The organism is Photobacterium sp. GB-50 (genome assembly GCF_003026755.1).
Taxonomy (GTDB): Bacteria; Pseudomonadota; Gammaproteobacteria; order Enterobacterales; family Vibrionaceae; genus Photobacterium.
Genome location: NZ_PYNX01000005.1, coordinates 75,927 through 92,013, shown reverse-complemented (window position 1 = coordinate 92,013; position 16,087 = coordinate 75,927). Strand labels below are relative to the sequence as shown.

Sequence of the window (16,087 nt, the reverse complement as noted above, 5' to 3'; positions counted from 1 at the left end):
TATAATATATCACGGCAGACTATTTTAGAATGCTAGTGTGATAGCGGTGGTTTTTGGTAGCTTATCGAGCTGCCAATGTTCAACGCCCCACAATAAAATTTCTTCTACAGTTAGTTCAGCAAGTTCTGCTGGCGGCGCAAGGCCTAAAAACTGTAGCGCTGCAACTAAAGCCGGGCGAGGATTGTTTTTATCAATCGCTGGCGCATGGTTTTGTTTTGACAATTTATTGCCATTTTCCGTTACAGCGAGCGGTAAGTGTAAATAGCTTACAGGGGCATGACCAAGTTGTTGGTATAAGCCGATTTGACGTCCCGTAGGTTCAATTAAATCAGCACCACGAACAACTTCAGTGATCCCTTGTTCGATATCATCAAGCACAACCGCAAGATTATAAGCAAATAACCCGTCTCGACGTCGAATGATAAAATCCTCTCCCGCAACAGTCGTTGGTAGGGCGATTTGACCATGTAATTGATCATCGAAAAGAGTGATAGGTTTGTCCACTTTTAAACGAACAGCACTGTCTTTAGGCTGTTGATTGAGGTTACGACAGGTACCTGGGTAAAAACCGCCAGCTTCTTTGATTGCTTTACGACTACATTGACAATAATAAGCATCGCCTTGGGCTAACCATTGGTCGATTTGACTTTGGTATGCATCATGACGTTGGCTTTGATACATAATTCCACCGTCCCACGTAAAGCCATAAGCTTCAAGAGTACGAAGAATATCATCTGCAGCACCTGGCATTTCTCGTGGTGGGTCGAGATCTTCCATTCTGACAATCCAGCGCCCTTGGTGTGACTTGGCTTGCAAGTAGCTACCGAGTGCGGCTATCAATGATCCGAAATGAAGTGGCCCTGATGGTGATGGCGCAAAGCGTCCTATATATTGTGTCGTCTGTGTCATAAATTATGAACAATAAAGCAGCCTAGACCTGATTAGGTGACTAGGCTCGGCGTTAAAATATGTTGACCAGAGCTAGGGGATACTGCTGCAAGGCAACCCTCCAAACTGAATAAGATTCTTTACGCAGAACCTTATTCAGTTTGGTGCGAGCTAATCTTAAGCTCAATTGAGCGTGATTAGAGCGCAAGCAATGATCAACATGGATAAGTCGCGCTAATAATAGCGCGACACAAATTAAATCGCACGCTAGTGTAAACGAAAGAGGGAGCTTTCGCTCCCTCTAAAATTAGGCATTAACGCAGGCGACGTAATTAGCCAGCCATTTGCTTTTCTTTGATTTCTGCAAGTGTCTTACAGTCAATGCAAAGTTCTGCTGTTGGGCGAGCTTCTAAACGACGAATACCGATCTCGATACCGCAAGAGTCACAGAAGCCGAAATCATCTTCTTCAATGCGCTTTAGGGTTTTTTCGATTTTTTTAATCAGTTTACGTTCACGGTCACGGTTACGTAATTCAAGGCTGAATTCTTCTTCCTGAGCTGCACGATCGACAGGATCTGGGAAGTTAGCGGCCTCGTCTTGCATATGGTTTACTGTACGATCAACTTCTTCACGAAGCTGATTACGCCATGCTGAAAGAATCTTATGGAAGTGATCGCGTTGAGCTTCACCCATATACTCTTCACCAGCTTTTTCCTGGTAAGGTTCAACCCCAGCAATAGCCAGGATGCCTAGTGATTTTTTAACGTTGCTCTCTGGCATATAGCATCTCCTAATGTACCTAATAACCGTCACTGGTTAATTTTGGGCGGTATCTATAGCAGAAAGGGTTGGCTGTGGCAATTAATGTCTTTCTTCAATTCTATACCAATGTGAAGAAACCATCATTTTTTAGTTTGAATGACGAAATTCTATACAATTAGTCAGCTTGATTTGCTCTTTATTGAGCTCTGCTTTGTAGCAAAGAACCTCAACACCAGCCTTCACTGCTTGCGTTAATAGCTGAGCGTATATTGGATCAATATGATCAGCTACTGATACGTTATCAATTCCCGAATGTAATACTGCAAATAAAAGCACCGCTCTGTTGCCTTGATCGACCATCTCCATTAACTCTCTAAGGTGTTTTTGGCCTCGAGTGGTTACGGCATCAGGAAAATAACCTTGTCTATCTTTCCCTAATAAGGTGACGCTTTTTACTTCAATATAGCAGGGTGGTCGACTTTCTGACTCAAGTAATAAATCAATGCGACTATTTTCAGTGCCATATTTAACTTCAGCTCGCAGTGATGTGTAACCTGTTAGTTCATCAATTACGTCATTTTTAATGGCTTCTTCCACTAATCGATTGGCTTGAGCTGTGTTTACACAAATCCAATCATTACTCAGTGTTTGAGTGAGCTCCCAACTATTGGGGTATTTACGTTTTGGATTATCAGAGGTGGAATACCAAACGGTACTGCCAGGCTCGGCACAACCGGTCATGGCACCTGTATTAGCGCAATGGATAGTGCGAATGTCATTATTATCAAGTTCAATATCGGCTAAAAAACGCTTATAACGTTTGATCAGTTTGGCCGCTTGTAAAGGTTGCGCAAATTTCATAGTTCTCTCAGTGGCTGATTATTGTTTTTCGTTGTAGGTTACCTTTTCGCTACAATGGCAATTAAAGGCATGGCATTAGCCGATAAATTCGATCATGACATAAGGTACTCAGCTTGTCACAACTCCCAATAGTAGACGTATTACCCAATTTATTATCAGCACTGACATCTTCATCTCAACTGATTTTAAAAGCGCCACCGGGGGCAGGTAAGTCGACATTTCTACCGCTTTCATTATTACAACAAAATATGTTTACCGGACGTATCGTAATGTTAGAGCCAAGACGATTAGCTGCAAGAAATATTGCGGGATATTTAGCTCGTCAGTTAGGTGAGAAAGTTGGGGAAACGGTCGGCTTACGTGTACGAGGTGAAACCAAAGTCAGTGCAAAGACCAAGCTTGAGATTGTCACCGAGGGTGTGATGACACGGATGCTGCAACAGGATCCTGAGCTGACTGGCATTGATTTACTGATCTTCGATGAATTTCATGAGCGTTCTATTCACGCCGATACCGCATTAGCGTTAGCACTCGAAGTACAGCAAGCGCTTCGCGATGATTTAAAGATTCTGGTGATGTCAGCAACCTTATCTCAGCAAGCATTGATAGCGCTATTGCCTGAGGCAAGTTATATCGAATCACAAGGACGCTGCTTCCCTGTTGAATATCGCTACGCTGGGCAAACTGAACCTAGAGATCTTATTGAAAAAATGGCACAAGCAATATGCCAATTACTCAACACTGAACCAGGATCTATGCTGGTATTTTTACCGGGTGTCGGCGAAATTAAACGGTTAGAGCAAGCGTTACAGGATCGTGTCGACAATAAAACTATGATTTGTCCGCTCTATGGTCAATTGAGTATTGAACAGCAGCAACAAGCGATCAGTACGCCAATCAATGGGCAACGTAAAGTGGTGTTGGCGACGAATATTGCTGAAACCAGTTTAACCATTGAAGGTATTCGATTAGTGGTTGATAGCGGGTTAGAGCGTATCGCACAGTGGGATCCAAAATCAGGTATTAGCCGCTTACAGCAAGTACGTATTGCACAATCATCGGCAGAGCAACGAGCAGGACGAGCTGGACGTTTATCGGCGGGTATTTGTCTGCGAATGTACAGTGAAGAGCAACTAAAGCGTCAACCAGCAACCCCGCAGCCTGAAATTTTACGTAGCGATTTAACCTCATTGGCAATGGAATTAGTGCAGTGGGGTTGTCACGATCCCGCTGAATTACAATGGCTTGATATTCCTCCCGCAATCGCATTGCAACAATCTCGTGAATTATTGGTGCAACTTGGCGCCATAGATACGCGAGGTCAACAAACTGAGCGAGGAAAACTGATCCAAGGTTTAGGTGCCGACCCTCGTCATGCCGCGATTCTAGCCTTTGCCCTTGAACGCTACCGAGCGCAACAGGATGAAACTATATTGTCGACAGCAGCCATGCTTGTGGCGTTATTAGAAGATCCGCCGCGAGGGATGGACAATCCGGATCTCGGTTTTCAATTACATTTATTGGAAAGTCAAAAGCTTGTCAAATCGGGGCATTATTGCCAGCGGGCGAAACAAACCCGACAAAAACTTTATCAACACCTTGATGACAAACCTAAGAGCACGTCATTAATAGTGAATAACCTATGGTTAGGTGCATTGTTAGCAGCAGGTTTTCCTGATCGTATTGCGATGACACGTAACTATGATGGACGTTATCAGTTGGCAAACGGCCAAGGTGTGATACTCGATGTTGATCAAAATTTAGCATCTGAACATACCTTGGTGGTGGCGGATGTGGTGAAAACACGGCAAGGTGACAGTCGAGTATTTTCTGCTGTGTCTGCTGATTTAGCCCAATTACAACTGATGCACCCTCAGTTATTTACCAAGAAAGACTGGCTGGATTGGGATGATAAAAAAGGGCGCTTAAGTGCTGAGCATCGGATCTATTGTGGCAAACTCATCGTTAGTCGAGATATTGCTGCCGATCCTGATCCCGCGCTTACCAGTGAAGCGTTGGTTAATGCAATAAAACGCAAAGGGTTATCGGTATTAACGTGGACAGATAAAGCCTCTTCATTGCTGACACGTGCACGTTGTGCTGCTCGCTGGTTACCTGAACTTGAGCTTCCTGCATTAGGTGAAACAGATTTACTTGAAGCGGCTGATCGTTGGTTACTGCCTTATATGAATGGGATCAAAACCATGAAAGGTGTCGCTAAGTTAGATGTAGTTAGCGCATTAGAAGCGTATTTAGGTTGGGATAAAAAGCAACAAGTCGATTTGCTACTGCCTACGCATTATCAAGTACCAACAGGGACGACGATAAAGATCCGATATCATGAGCAACAGCAACCCGTGCTTGCGGTGAAGTTACAAGAAATGTTTGGTGAAAAAGTGTCGCCTTGTATTGCTAATGGCAAAGTGGCATTGGTATTGGAATTATTGTCTCCCGCACAAAGGCCACTGCAAATTACCCAAGACTTAGCTGCTTTTTGGCAGGGCTCTTATAAGGAAGTACAAAAGGAAATGAAAGGTCGATACCCTAAACACCCATGGCCGGACGATCCTGCTAATCATGTACCTACCCGTAAAACCAAAAAGTATATCTAGCAATAGACCTGTATATATAATCAGGTATAGTGTTCATTATTAGCCATAATCACGTTTTTAGGAGCAATGGTTGTTGCTCCTATTTTAAGATAGGAATGACCTTAGTTGATGCATTATGATTAAGTTGCCTCTTCATTTTCAGTCAAGAAAGCATGTTGCACCGCCCAAAGACAGTGGTGGAAAAAAGCCGACGACACCACGAAAGAAAACCCCAGTAAAACCTACAGCAAAAAAGCCCACTAAACGTACTCCTGCTGCGAGTGCGACTAAAAAGGCGCCGGCTAAAAGAACAGCCAAGAAAAAAACAAAAAAATCGGTTAAAACAGATCGTCCCTGGTTACGTAAACTGGGTTGGCTGAGCTTTAAAATCGGCTTAGTGGTTGTTGCCGCAATGCTGGTGATAGGGATTTACCTTGATACGATTGTACGTAATAAAATGGATGGTCAAATATGGGATTTACCGTCTGTTGTGTATGGTCGAGTATTAACACTTCGCCCAGATCAACATATCAGTATTATGGATGTGCGCCGTGAATTGGATTTATTGAAATACCACAAAGTGCACACGCCAACCCGTATTGGGGAATACTCTGCTTCATCAACTCGCATTGAATTGATCCGACGTCCGTTTGATTTTCCTGAAGGAGCTGAGAAAAAACAGCATGTGTTACTGACGTTTTCGGGCACTACGTTAACAAGTATTAAAGATCTCATCACCAAGCGCTCGTTAGGCTATTTCAACATTGAACCTAAAATGTTAGGCATGTTGGGCCTTTCAGGCAATGAGCAGCGTATTTTTATGAAGCGCGATGAGTTTCCACCACTCTTAATTGATGCATTGCTCGCAACAGAAGATAGAGATTTCTATCAGCATGATGGTGTATCACCATTGGCGATCATTCGTGCCATGTTCGTGAACTTACGTGCAGGTCGAACGGTACAAGGAGGCAGTACCTTAACTCAGCAGCTCGCGAAGAACTTATTTCTAAGTCGTGAACGTAGCCTATGGCGTAAAGTTCGTGAGGCCTATATTGCAGTTATTATTGATTATCGCTATAGCAAAGATCGGATATTAGAAGCTTACCTTAACGAGATCTATCTTGGTCAAAATGGCGGTAAAGAAGTTCATGGTTTCCCATTAGCAGCAAGATTGTATTTTGGTCGTCCATTAGAAGAGCTCACATCAGCACAGTTAGCCATGCTGGTGGGCATGGTGAAAGGGCCTTCTCAGTTTAACCCTTGGCGACATCCTGAACGTACGCTAGAACGCCGTGATTTAGTCCTCAGCCTATTGTTGAAAAATAATACCCTTACAGGTGCTGAATATGAAGTGGCAGCCTCTAGCCCATTAGGGGTGCAAAAAACACCGAAGATCGCGAGTCGACAGCCTGCTTATTTCCAGCAGCTACAACGTGAATTAGAGCGTGATGTCGGTGATATTTACAAGTCAGGTAAAGGGCTACGTATCTTTAGTACCTTAGACCCATTATCACAGCAATCAGCAGAGCAAAGTGTTGCCGCAATGGTGCCAAAGCTGAATAAAAAAGCAGGGCTTAAAGTCGAAACAGCAATGGTGGTTGTTGATCGCCTAAGCGGAGAAGTACGTGCTATTGTCGGTGGTAGTCGCCCAGGTTATGCAGGCTTTAACCGTGCGTTAGATGCGAGCCGTCAAATAGGTTCATTAGCCAAGCCTGCGGTGTATTTAACGGCATTGAGCGAGCCTAATAAGTTCAATCTAGCAACCAGCCTGGATGATAAGTCGATTGTATTACGTGGTAGCAAAGGTACTACATGGCGTCCACGAAATTACGATCGTAAGTTTAGAGGGCAAGTACCACTTTATTATGCGTTAGCGAACTCATTGAATGTACCTACCGTTAATCTGGGTTTAAAAGTTGGGCTGGGAAGTGTGATTAATACTATGAGCAAACTTGGTGTCGATCGCGATGAAATTCCTAAACTGCCATCAATTCTGCTAGGTTCATTTACCTTATCACCTTATGAGGTGGCACAAATGTTCCAGACCATCACAAGTGGTGGTCGCAGAGCAGATTTAACGGCATTGCGCGCGGTTGTTGATCAGAAAGGTAGGATTCTTTATCAAAACTACCCTAAAGCCTCTCAAGTGGTGCCAGAGCAGGCAGCATGGCTAACAACCTATGATATGAAGCGAGTCGTGAGTCAAGGTACCGCACGTTACTTACAGAGTAAATTTAGTGCCGCGAAATTGGCAGGTAAAACGGGGACCACGGATAAAAACCGTGATAGCTGGTTTGCAGGTGCTGATGGGCATGAAGTGGCGGTAGTATGGGTTGGACGTGATGACAATACGCCAGTGCGTTTAACGGGCTCTAGCGGTGCATTAAGAATTTATGCTGATTACTTAACCCGTCGTAAGCCAGCGCCATTAACGCTGCCATGGCCTAAGCAGATCACCACCATGAAGTATGATAAGCAAGCCAATGGCACATTAATACCAAACTGTAACGGAAGTGTCTCCTTGCCGGTTTGGGATAAAAATGGGCAATTAAAAGCGCAGTGTTCAAGCAATAAACCTGCCGCTTGGATCACTAATATGTTCACTGGTGGTTAACCGCGTGTATTCATCATTATAGGTAAAGCCTCGCTCATGTAGCGGGGCTTTTTTTGTCTCAAAGGGGGATGTGATTAGAAAGAGGAGATTTTCTCAAGACGAAAAAAAACCTCATCAAAGATGAGGCTTCAAAAGATGGTGCCGACTACCGGAGTCGAACTGGTGACCTACTGATTACAAGTCAGTTGCTCTACCTACTGAGCTAAGTCGGCACGTTTTGTTCTTTTTGTCATAACGTCAATAACGTTACTTTTTAATATGGTGCCTCGAGGCGGAATCGAACCACCGACACGAGGATTTTCAATCCTCTGCTCTACCGACTGAGCTATCGAGGCAAATACAGCAATTACATTGCTATTTTTGCATTTCTTACGTGAGTAAGAGAATAAATGGTGCCGACTACCGGAGTCGAACTGGTGACCTACTGATTACAAGTCAGTTGCTCTACCTACTGAGCTAAGTCGGCACACTTTATTTTGGCTCCTCTTGCTGGACTTGAACCAGCGACATACGGATTAACAGTCCGCCGTTCTACCAACTGAACTAAAGAGGAATTGTCTCTTTTATCTGACTTGACGTATCAAGCGAGATGAATATGGTGCCTCGAGGCGGAATCGAACCACCGACACGAGGATTTTCAATCCTCTGCTCTACCGACTGAGCTATCGAGGCAAACACAGCAATTACATTGCTATTTTTGCATTTCTTACATGAGTAAGAGAATAAATGGTGCCGACTACCGGAGTCGAACTGGTGACCTACTGATTACAAGTCAGTTGCTCTACCTACTGAGCTAAGTCGGCACACTATATTCTTTTAATTTCCCCGCTCTGTTGAGCCAAGAAATAAATAGTGGCTCCTCCTGCTGGACTTGAACCAGCGACATACGGATTAACAGTCCGCCGTTCTACCGACTGAACTAAGGAGGAACAGATTGTGGTTGCTTTGCACCATACTTCGAAAGGGAAGCATGGTGCCTCGAGGCGGAATCGAACCACCGACACGAGGATTTTCAATCCTCTGCTCTACCGACTGAGCTATCGAGGCAACGGAGCGCATTAAAAAGGTTTTCGGTCTTTGCGTCAATGCTTTTTTTCTAAATAATTATCAACCTTGTCTTTTTTGTTCCGTTTGTTTGAAAAGTAAGCTTTTATTGGGGGCTGATACCTGTTTGAACATTAGTTTGTGAAGCAAGCAACAGAAATAATTAAAGATTATTTTGTGAAATATCGAAAGAAAAGGAGTCATTATTAAGTCTTTAACTGAAAAGATCGCATTGCTGGTAAGGCGATTAAAAAAGATCGTGGAGTAGTGATTTTGAGAGGAATTATTTTATCTAAAAATAGTATTGGAGAAGGGAGGATGAGAAAAGTTAACAAATTTAAGACGAAAAAAAACCTTGTCTTGCGACAAGGTTTCTTAACTGGCTCCTCCTGCTGGACTTGAACCAGCGACATACGGATTAACAGTCCGCCGTTCTACCAACTGAACTAAGGAGGAATTATCTTTTTTATCTTACCTGACGTATCAAGTGAGATGAATATGGTGCCTCGAGGCGGAATCGAACCACCGACACGAGGATTTTCAATCCTCTGCTCTACCGACTGAGCTATCGAGGCAAACACAGCAATTAAATTGCTATTTTTGCATTTCTTACGTGAGTAAGAGAATAAATGGTGCCGACTACCGGAGTCGAACTGGTGACCTACTGATTACAAGTCAGTTGCTCTACCTACTGAGCTAAGTCGGCACACTATATTCTTTTAATTTCCCCGCTCTGTTGAGCCAAGAAATAAATAGTGGCTCCTCTTGCTGGACTTGAACCAGCGACATACGGATTAACAGTCCGCCGTTCTACCAACTGAACTAAAGAGGAATTGTCTCTTTTATCTGACTTGACGTATCAAGCGAGATGAATATGGTGCCTCGAGGCGGAATCGAACCACCGACACGAGGATTTTCAATCCTCTGCTCTACCGACTGAGCTATCGAGGCAAACACAGCAATTAAATTGCTATTTTTGCATTTCTTACGTGAGTAAGAGAATAAATGGTGCCGACTACCGGAGTCGAACTGGTGACCTACTGATTACAAGTCAGTTGCTCTACCTACTGAGCTAAGTCGGCACACTATATTCTTTTAATTTCCCCGCTCTGTTGAGCCAAGAAATAAATAGTGGCTCCTCCTGCTGGACTTGAACCAGCGACATACGGATTAACAGTCCGCCGTTCTACCGACTGAACTAAGGAGGAACAGATTGTGGTTGCTTTGCACCATACTTCGAAAGAGAAGTAATGGTGCCTCGAGGCGGAATCGAACCACCGACACGAGGATTTTCAATCCTCTGCTCTACCGACTGAGCTATCGAGGCAACGGAGCGCTATTAAAAGGGTTTTCAGCCTTTTCGTCAACACTTTTTTTCATAAAAAAAGATAAACAGTGTCGTTTGTTGGCTTTTTGTTCGTTGTGGTGTGATTTTGATATTCATTATTGAGATTTCATCAAGTTAAGCAAATTAAGAGATGAAATCTCAATTATAAATTTTATTTTTCTGGCGGCGTGTAACCGTCGATAATCACATCTTGACCTTCAAACAAAAACTTCACCATTTCAGTTTCTAATAACTGGCGATGTTCAGGGTTCATCATGTTGAGCTTTTTTTCGTTGATCAACATGGTTTGCTTACCTTGCCATTCAGCCCATGCTTGCTTAGAAATATTATCAAAAATACGTTGGCCTAGTTCACCAGGGTAAAGTTGAAAGTCTAAACCTTCAGCGTCTTGTTGTAGTCGAGTACAAAAAACAGTACGACTCATGAAATATTCCTTACTGTAACTCGCTGATATACAGGCTCAGCGAAAATGAGTGATTAGTTGATAGTTATACCAGAGTCAGTGACTGGCATCTAGCATCACTGAGCGGAAATAAAAGCGGTAAAAACCGTCTTATTTTTGATGGTTTAACGAGTATGCCAAACTGTCCAAAATTTTCTGTACTGGTGCTGCTAATCCGATTTTTGGTGGATTATTAAGATCATACCATTGACCTGAAGCTTCATTGATTTCTGTAGGTTGTGATTTAAGTTCGTATAAAATCGGCACGATATCAAGATGATAATGGCTAAACGTATGACGAAAAGCAGTTAATTGACTTTGCTGTTCGATAAGTGACAGTTGTTGACCTAATTGCTTGTCCAATAGCGACGTTAAATCAGCATTGTCATGTTGAGGGAAGCACCAAAGACCACCCCAAATGCCGACCTGTGGGCGTTGTTCTAACCAAACTTTATCGTCGCATTGTAAAATAGCGAACCATGTTTGTTTTTCAGGCAAGGTTTTTTTGGGTTTTTTACCCGGAAAATCGGTTTGTCGTAATTCTTTGAGTGCAATGCATTGTGTGCTTACGGGACATAATTCACATTTAGGTTTACTACGGGTACAAATCATTGCTCCCATATCCATCATGGCTTGGTTATAGCGCTCAACGCCCTTTTCGGGCGTATTTGTTTCTGCTATTTGCCATAACGTGTTTTCAACGGTTTTCTTACCTGGCCAGCCTTCAATCGCGTAACAACGGGCAAGCGTACGTTTCACATTGCCATCTAAAATAGGGTGATGTTGAGCGAGTGAGAGTGACAGAACAGCACCAGCCGTTGAACGACCAATGCCCGGTAATGCTTGGACTTGATCGATATCTGTTGGGAAAATGCCGTTATGTTCACTAACAATTAACTGCGCTGCTTTATGGAGGTTACGTGCGCGAGCGTAATAGCCGAGCCCTGTCCATAAGTGTAAGACCTCATCTTGCTCGGCAGCCGCTAAGTCTTGCACGGTAGGGAAGCGCTCCATAAAACGTTCAAAGTAAGGGATCACGGTTGCTACTTGGGTTTGTTGTAGCATGATCTCTGAAAGCCATACTTTATATGGGGTTTTGTTTTGTTGCCAAGGTAGAGTTTTGCGGCCGAATTTGTCATACCACGCTAAAATGGCATCGGAAAATGTCGTACTCAATGTTGTGCTCACTTTACAGTTTATAGCTACTTATCTTTTATACTGCGCAAAAGGATATGGCATTTGCCAATGAAGAATAGCTATCGAGTTATTTTTGCTACACAGTGAAAATTGGTGTCCGCTAGTGCAATCACTTATACTGCAAACAGAAGTGCAACGTTATTTATTGTCTATTATGGGCAAGATTGCACCATAAACTGGCCATTGTCGCAATTGATAGACTTGAATTGAGTCGATAACTTTGGATAATGCCGATCCGTTTCTTTTTTGTTTGGATAGTTATTAGCATGAGCGAAGTTTCAAAGAAGTCAGGTGAAGTGACCCTGACCGAATTTACCGAAGATGGCAAACTGGTTCGTAAGATCCGTAGCTTTGTCCGTCGTGAAGGCCGTTTAACTAAGGGCCAAGAACATGCGATGGAAAACAATTGGCCAACTATGGGTATTGATTTCGCCAAGCAAATGCTGGACTGGAAAGAAGTATATAACCGTGAAGCGCCAGTCGTGTTGGAAATTGGTTTTGGTATGGGGGCATCATTAGTTGAAATGGCTAAAAATGCCCCTGAGAAAAACTTTATTGGGATCGAAGTACATAGCCCAGGTGTGGGTGCGTGTCTAATGGGTGCGGAAGATGCGGGTTTAACTAACCTTCGTGTAATGTGTCACGATGGCGTTGAAGTGTTTGAATACATGATCCCTGATGGTAGTTTAGATACCGTACAGCTATTCTTCCCAGACCCATGGCATAAAGCACGTCACCATAAGCGTCGTATTGTTCAGCCTGAATTTGCTGAAATGCTGCGTAAAAAGCTTAAAATTGGCGGTATTTTCCACATGGCAACTGACTGGGAAAACTACGCTGAGCATATGGTTGAAGTGATGGATGCAGCGCCTGGTTACCGCAATACGGCAACAAACGGTGCTTATATTGATCGTCCAGAAGATCGCCCATTAACCAAATTCGAAGCTCGTGGTCACCGCTTAGGTCACGGGGTTTGGGATATGAAGTACGAGCGTACTGAATAATTTCTCTTTGGTATTATATGCTGAAGAAATAAGACATTATTGATTTAATGACGCTTGGTTAAATCAATGAAAAAGCCAACCTTGTGTTGGCTTTTTTTCCCCTTGGAGAAAGAGATATGAAGCCAACAGCTACACTGCTAAATGAAATATTAGATGAAGTGAGACCATTGATAGGTCAAGGAAAAGTGGCTGACTATATTCCGGCTTTAGCTAACGTACCTGCGAGTAAATTAGGTATAGCAGTGTGCTATAACGACGGAGAAATTATTCAGGCGGGTGATAGCCAAGAAGGTTTTTCTATTCAATCTATCTCTAAGGTGTTGTCGTTAACACTTGCAATGACCTTATATGAATCGGAAGAGTTGTGGTCTCGAGTTGGAAAAGAGCCATCAGGTCAAGCGTTTAACTCCATGATCCAGCTTGAGCTAGAAAAAGGCATCCCACGTAATCCGTTTATTAACCCAGGTGCGATTGTGGTGTCGGATTTACTGCATAGTCGTTTATGTGCACCGCAATACCGGATGTTGGAATTGGTACGAGAGCTTTCTTGTAATCCGAATATTGTCTACGACAAAGTCGTCGCTAGCTCTGAAATGCAACATAGCGATCGTAATGCTTCCATTGCTTATTTAATGCGTTCATTCGGTAACTTTGATAATGAAGTGATGCCAGTGCTCACTAATTATTTTAGTTATTGTGCGCTCAAGATGAGTTGTGTCGATCTCGCCAGAACATTTAGCTATTTAGCAAATAAAGGGCTTCCTTTAGGCGCGAAAAAAAGAATTATCAGCCAAACTCAAAGTAAGCATATAAATGCATTGCTTGCGACTTGTGGTTTGTATGATGGCGCAGGTGAATTTGCCTATCGTGTTGGTATGCCAGGAAAGTCTGGCGTAGGTGGTGGTATTGTTGCGATTGTACCGGGTGAGATGACGATTGCAGTATGGTCGCCAGAACTTGATCAATCCGGTAATTCTGTTGCAGGGACTGCAGCGTTAGAGAAGTTATCTGAGCGTATTGGACGTTCTATTTTTTAGTGAGCCCGTATACATAAACCGCGAGGCTCACATTAGGGGGAGAATCGTATGTTAATGAATAAGGGGTTTCACGAATTAAAAACATCGATATTAGGCGCAATAGTAGCGATGTTCAGTTTCTTTACGGTATCAGCTCATGCGGTTGAATGTGAGCCACTATGGCATAACTCACTGAGTTTAAATGAAGGACGGTTAACCTTAGTACAAGGTAAACAAGAATTTATTGTGGATGCTAAAGGGCGGATGTTTTTCGATGTACATAAGGTCGCACTGAATTCTAAACAAACACAATTATTATCGGACTATTACGAGCTTTTAGATAATGACTTGCCCTATTTGTTGTCGCATTCTCAGCGTATTGATAAGCAAGTGTGTGAATTTGTTTCGCTACGAATAGAACAAGAACAACGGTTGCAAGATGCGATTCCTGCATTAAAAAACTGGCGCAGCGTCACGTTAAATTAGTTAGTATCTAACCAGAGAAAAACGAGCACTGTGAATAACATAGTGCTCGTTTTTTTATTAGATATTATTCGTTATCATCGTCAACGAAGGCGGCTAGGAGATCATTTAAGAACAATTTACCGTGCTCGGTGATTTGCCAATGATCGCCCGTATCTTGGAGATAGTTTTGCGCTATCGCCCAATCAATTGTCGGTTCTATGGTTGTTAACGCTAAACCTGTTCTTGCGACAAAATCTTGTTTTGGACAGGATTCTAATAAACGAAAACGATTCATAAAGAACTCGAATGGACGTTCACCATCAGCAACCTTATTCTCTTGCGTTAAATACGGCTTATCCGCTTGTAAATATCCACGAGGGTGTTTGACTTTAACGGTACGGATGATTTGCCCATCAGCAAAACTGATTTTGCCATGTGCGCCACAACCAATGCCAAGGTAATCACCAAAACGCCAGTAGTTAAGGTTATGCTGACATTGTTTTCCCGGCTTGCTATAGCCTGATATTTCATATTGCTGATAACCGGCTTCTGTTAAAAGCTGATGACCTTGCTCAAAAATATCCCACAAGTCGTCATCATCAGGCAATGTCGGTGGTTTTGAGTAATACAGGGTATTGGGTTCAATTGTCAGCTGGTACCAAGACAAGTGCGGTGGATCGAGTGCGATCGCTTGTTTTAAATCACTGATCGCATCACTCACGCTTTGATCCGGTAAGCCATGCATAAGATCGACATTAAAGCTGTTTAATCCCGCTTTCTTTGCAAGGCCAGCTGCACGAATTGCTTCATCTGCGCCATGAATACGGCCAAGACGTTCGAGTTTTTCATTTTGAAAACTTTGAATACCAATAGAAATACGGTTTACACCAGCTTGGCGATAAGCTTCAAAACGACCCGCCTCTACTGTGCCAGGGTTGGCTTCCATAGTAATTTCAATATCATCACTAAATGGAATGCGTTGCTCAATGGCTTTTAATAAACGACCGATCTCACTTGGAGAGATCAAGCTAGGCGTCCCTCCACCAATAAAAATTGAGTGGAGAGGTCGTGCTCCATTGATTAACTGATAAGCGCTAAGATCGGTTTCTAAGTCGTCAATTAAGGCATCAATATAATCAAGCTCAGGAAGATCTGTCTTTAAGGCGTGAGAGTTGAAATCACAATAAGGACATTTTTGTACACACCAAGGGATGTGGACATATAAACTCAGTGGTGGAGGTACAAGCATTTAATCGGCCTTTAATGCGCTAAACAATTGCTGTAGTGCTTTACCACGGTGTGATAGTTGCTTTTTACGAGCAGGTGGAAGTTGAGCTGAAGCACATTGATCTTCAGGTACCCAAAATACCGGATCGTAACCAAAACCATTTTCGCCATGACGTTCAGTTAAGATGCTGCCTTCCCAAGAGCCATGGCAAACCAGTGGAGTAGGATCGTTTTCATGACGCATCATCACAAGCACACAATGGAAACGTGCAGTACGTTGCTCGGCAGGGACATCTTTCATTTCTGCAAGTAGTTTATCAATGTTGTCAGCATCTGATGCGTCTTCACCGGCAAAACGTGCAGAATAAATACCAGGAGCGCCGTTGAGGTAATCAACTTCTAAGCCAGAGTCATCGGCAATGGCTGGAAGGCCCGTTTCCTTTGCGGCATGGCGCGCTTTAATGATCGCATTTTCAATAAATGTGGTGCCCGTTTCAGCAACGGATGAAACGTTATAATCACTTTGCGCGACTACATCAAAACCAAAATCAGCCAGTAAATCGGCCATTTCTTTCACTTTGCCTTGGTTGCCTGTTGCTAGTACAAGTTTACTCATTTTGATGCCT

At 43.2% G+C, this 16,087-nt stretch carries 12 protein-coding genes and 16 tRNA genes; 5 read left to right on the top strand and 23 right to left on the bottom strand.

The features are described 5' to 3' along the window. Nucleotides 1-24: 24 nt before the first annotated feature. The 3 genes from gluQRS to sfsA all read right to left on the bottom strand — a co-directional run bounded on the left by gluQRS (nucleotide 25) and on the right by sfsA (nucleotide 2,513). Complete coding sequence (gluQRS, locus tag C9J41_RS09255; RefSeq protein ID WP_107206585.1) at nucleotides 25-909, bottom strand: tRNA glutamyl-Q(34) synthetase GluQRS; 885 nt, start codon at nucleotides 907-909, stop codon at nucleotides 25-27. Between the two features lie 311 nt (nucleotides 910-1,220). Next, on the bottom strand, nucleotides 1,221-1,670 hold the full coding sequence (dksA, locus tag C9J41_RS09250; RefSeq protein WP_006647288.1) for an RNA polymerase-binding protein DksA: 450 nt from the start codon (nucleotides 1,668-1,670) through the stop codon (nucleotides 1,221-1,223). A 129-nt stretch (nucleotides 1,671-1,799) separates the two neighbouring features. Then, the gene (sfsA, locus tag C9J41_RS09245; RefSeq protein ID WP_107206586.1) at nucleotides 1,800-2,513 is read right to left on the bottom strand and encodes a DNA/RNA nuclease SfsA; all 714 of its coding nucleotides are present in this window, start codon (nucleotides 2,511-2,513) and stop codon (nucleotides 1,800-1,802) included. Nucleotides 2,514-2,626: 113 nt separating this feature from the next. Here sfsA and hrpB point away from each other — a divergent pair, with 113 nt between their 5' ends. Beyond that, nucleotides 2,627-5,125 (top strand): ATP-dependent helicase HrpB, encoded by a 2,499-nt coding sequence (gene hrpB / locus C9J41_RS09240; RefSeq protein WP_107294482.1) that lies wholly within the window; start codon nucleotides 2,627-2,629, stop codon nucleotides 5,123-5,125. A 115-nt stretch (nucleotides 5,126-5,240) separates the two neighbouring features. After that, nucleotides 5,241-7,718 carry a penicillin-binding protein 1B gene (mrcB, locus tag C9J41_RS09235; protein WP_107294481.1) on the top strand — a complete coding sequence of 826 codons (2,478 nt, stop codon included), beginning with the start codon at nucleotides 5,241-5,243 and terminating at the stop codon, nucleotides 7,716-7,718. Between the two features lie 136 nt (nucleotides 7,719-7,854). Here mrcB and C9J41_RS09230 read toward each other — a convergent pair. The 18 genes from C9J41_RS09230 to mutY form a co-directional block, all read right to left on the bottom strand. Next, nucleotides 7,855-7,930, bottom strand: a tRNA-Thr gene (locus tag C9J41_RS09230). 47 nt (nucleotides 7,931-7,977) lie between these two features. Continuing rightward, a tRNA-Phe gene (locus tag C9J41_RS09225) sits at nucleotides 7,978-8,053 on the bottom strand. 55 nt (nucleotides 8,054-8,108) lie between these two features. Continuing rightward, nucleotides 8,109-8,184 (bottom strand) — tRNA-Thr (locus C9J41_RS09220). A gap of 11 nt (nucleotides 8,185-8,195) precedes the next feature. Beyond that, nucleotides 8,196-8,271, bottom strand: a tRNA-Asn gene (locus C9J41_RS09215). Nucleotides 8,272-8,314: 43 nt separating this feature from the next. After that, nucleotides 8,315-8,390, bottom strand: a tRNA-Phe gene (locus tag C9J41_RS09210). 55 nt (nucleotides 8,391-8,445) lie between these two features. After that, nucleotides 8,446-8,521: transfer RNA gene (locus C9J41_RS09205), tRNA-Thr, on the bottom strand. Nucleotides 8,522-8,571: 50 nt separating this feature from the next. Further along, nucleotides 8,572-8,647: transfer RNA gene (locus C9J41_RS09200), tRNA-Asn, on the bottom strand. 42 nt (nucleotides 8,648-8,689) lie between these two features. After that, a tRNA-Phe gene (locus tag C9J41_RS09195) sits at nucleotides 8,690-8,765 on the bottom strand. Nucleotides 8,766-9,142: 377 nt separating this feature from the next. Then, nucleotides 9,143-9,218 (bottom strand) — tRNA-Asn (locus C9J41_RS09190). Between the two features lie 43 nt (nucleotides 9,219-9,261). Then, nucleotides 9,262-9,337 (bottom strand) — tRNA-Phe (locus C9J41_RS09185). A gap of 55 nt (nucleotides 9,338-9,392) precedes the next feature. Continuing rightward, nucleotides 9,393-9,468, bottom strand: a tRNA-Thr gene (locus tag C9J41_RS09180). Nucleotides 9,469-9,518: 50 nt separating this feature from the next. Continuing rightward, nucleotides 9,519-9,594: transfer RNA gene (locus tag C9J41_RS09175), tRNA-Asn, on the bottom strand. A 43-nt stretch (nucleotides 9,595-9,637) separates the two neighbouring features. After that, a tRNA-Phe gene (locus tag C9J41_RS09170) sits at nucleotides 9,638-9,713 on the bottom strand. Nucleotides 9,714-9,768: 55 nt separating this feature from the next. Next, a tRNA-Thr gene (locus C9J41_RS09165) sits at nucleotides 9,769-9,844 on the bottom strand. A gap of 50 nt (nucleotides 9,845-9,894) precedes the next feature. Then, a tRNA-Asn gene (locus C9J41_RS09160) sits at nucleotides 9,895-9,970 on the bottom strand. A 43-nt stretch (nucleotides 9,971-10,013) separates the two neighbouring features. Further along, a tRNA-Phe gene (locus C9J41_RS09155) sits at nucleotides 10,014-10,089 on the bottom strand. Between the two features lie 172 nt (nucleotides 10,090-10,261). Next, entirely contained in the window at nucleotides 10,262-10,534 is a 273-nt protein-coding gene (locus C9J41_RS09150) for an oxidative damage protection protein (protein WP_006647282.1), read from the bottom strand. Between the two features lie 129 nt (nucleotides 10,535-10,663). Further along, nucleotides 10,664-11,728 carry an A/G-specific adenine glycosylase gene (gene mutY / locus C9J41_RS09145; RefSeq protein WP_107290682.1) on the bottom strand — a complete coding sequence of 355 codons (1,065 nt, stop codon included), beginning with the start codon at nucleotides 11,726-11,728 and terminating at the stop codon, nucleotides 10,664-10,666. A 287-nt stretch (nucleotides 11,729-12,015) separates the two neighbouring features. On the opposite strand from mutY, the gene trmB reads away from it, so the two are divergent. The 3 genes from trmB to C9J41_RS09130 all read left to right on the top strand — a co-directional run bounded on the left by trmB (nucleotide 12,016) and on the right by C9J41_RS09130 (nucleotide 14,255). After that, the gene (gene trmB, locus C9J41_RS09140) at nucleotides 12,016-12,753 is read left to right on the top strand and encodes a tRNA (guanosine(46)-N7)-methyltransferase TrmB (RefSeq protein WP_045153679.1); all 738 of its coding nucleotides are present in this window, start codon (nucleotides 12,016-12,018) and stop codon (nucleotides 12,751-12,753) included. A 116-nt stretch (nucleotides 12,754-12,869) separates the two neighbouring features. Next, nucleotides 12,870-13,790: a glutaminase B gene (gene glsB / locus C9J41_RS09135; protein ID WP_107206590.1), complete on the top strand. Its 921-nt coding sequence runs from the start codon at nucleotides 12,870-12,872 to the stop codon at nucleotides 13,788-13,790. 48 nt (nucleotides 13,791-13,838) lie between these two features. After that, nucleotides 13,839-14,255: a hypothetical protein gene (locus tag C9J41_RS09130; RefSeq protein ID WP_107246360.1), complete on the top strand. Its 417-nt coding sequence runs from the start codon at nucleotides 13,839-13,841 to the stop codon at nucleotides 14,253-14,255. Nucleotides 14,256-14,319: 64 nt separating this feature from the next. Here the strand turns inward: C9J41_RS09130 and hemW are convergent, their stop codons facing one another. After that, nucleotides 14,320-15,483, bottom strand: a complete 1,164-nt coding sequence (gene hemW / locus C9J41_RS09125) for a radical SAM family heme chaperone HemW (RefSeq protein ID WP_107206592.1) — start codon at nucleotides 15,481-15,483, stop codon at nucleotides 14,320-14,322. Further along, entirely contained in the window at nucleotides 15,484-16,077 is a 594-nt protein-coding gene (locus C9J41_RS09120) for an XTP/dITP diphosphatase (RefSeq protein ID WP_045084464.1), read from the bottom strand. Nucleotides 16,078-16,087 lie beyond the last annotated feature (10 nt).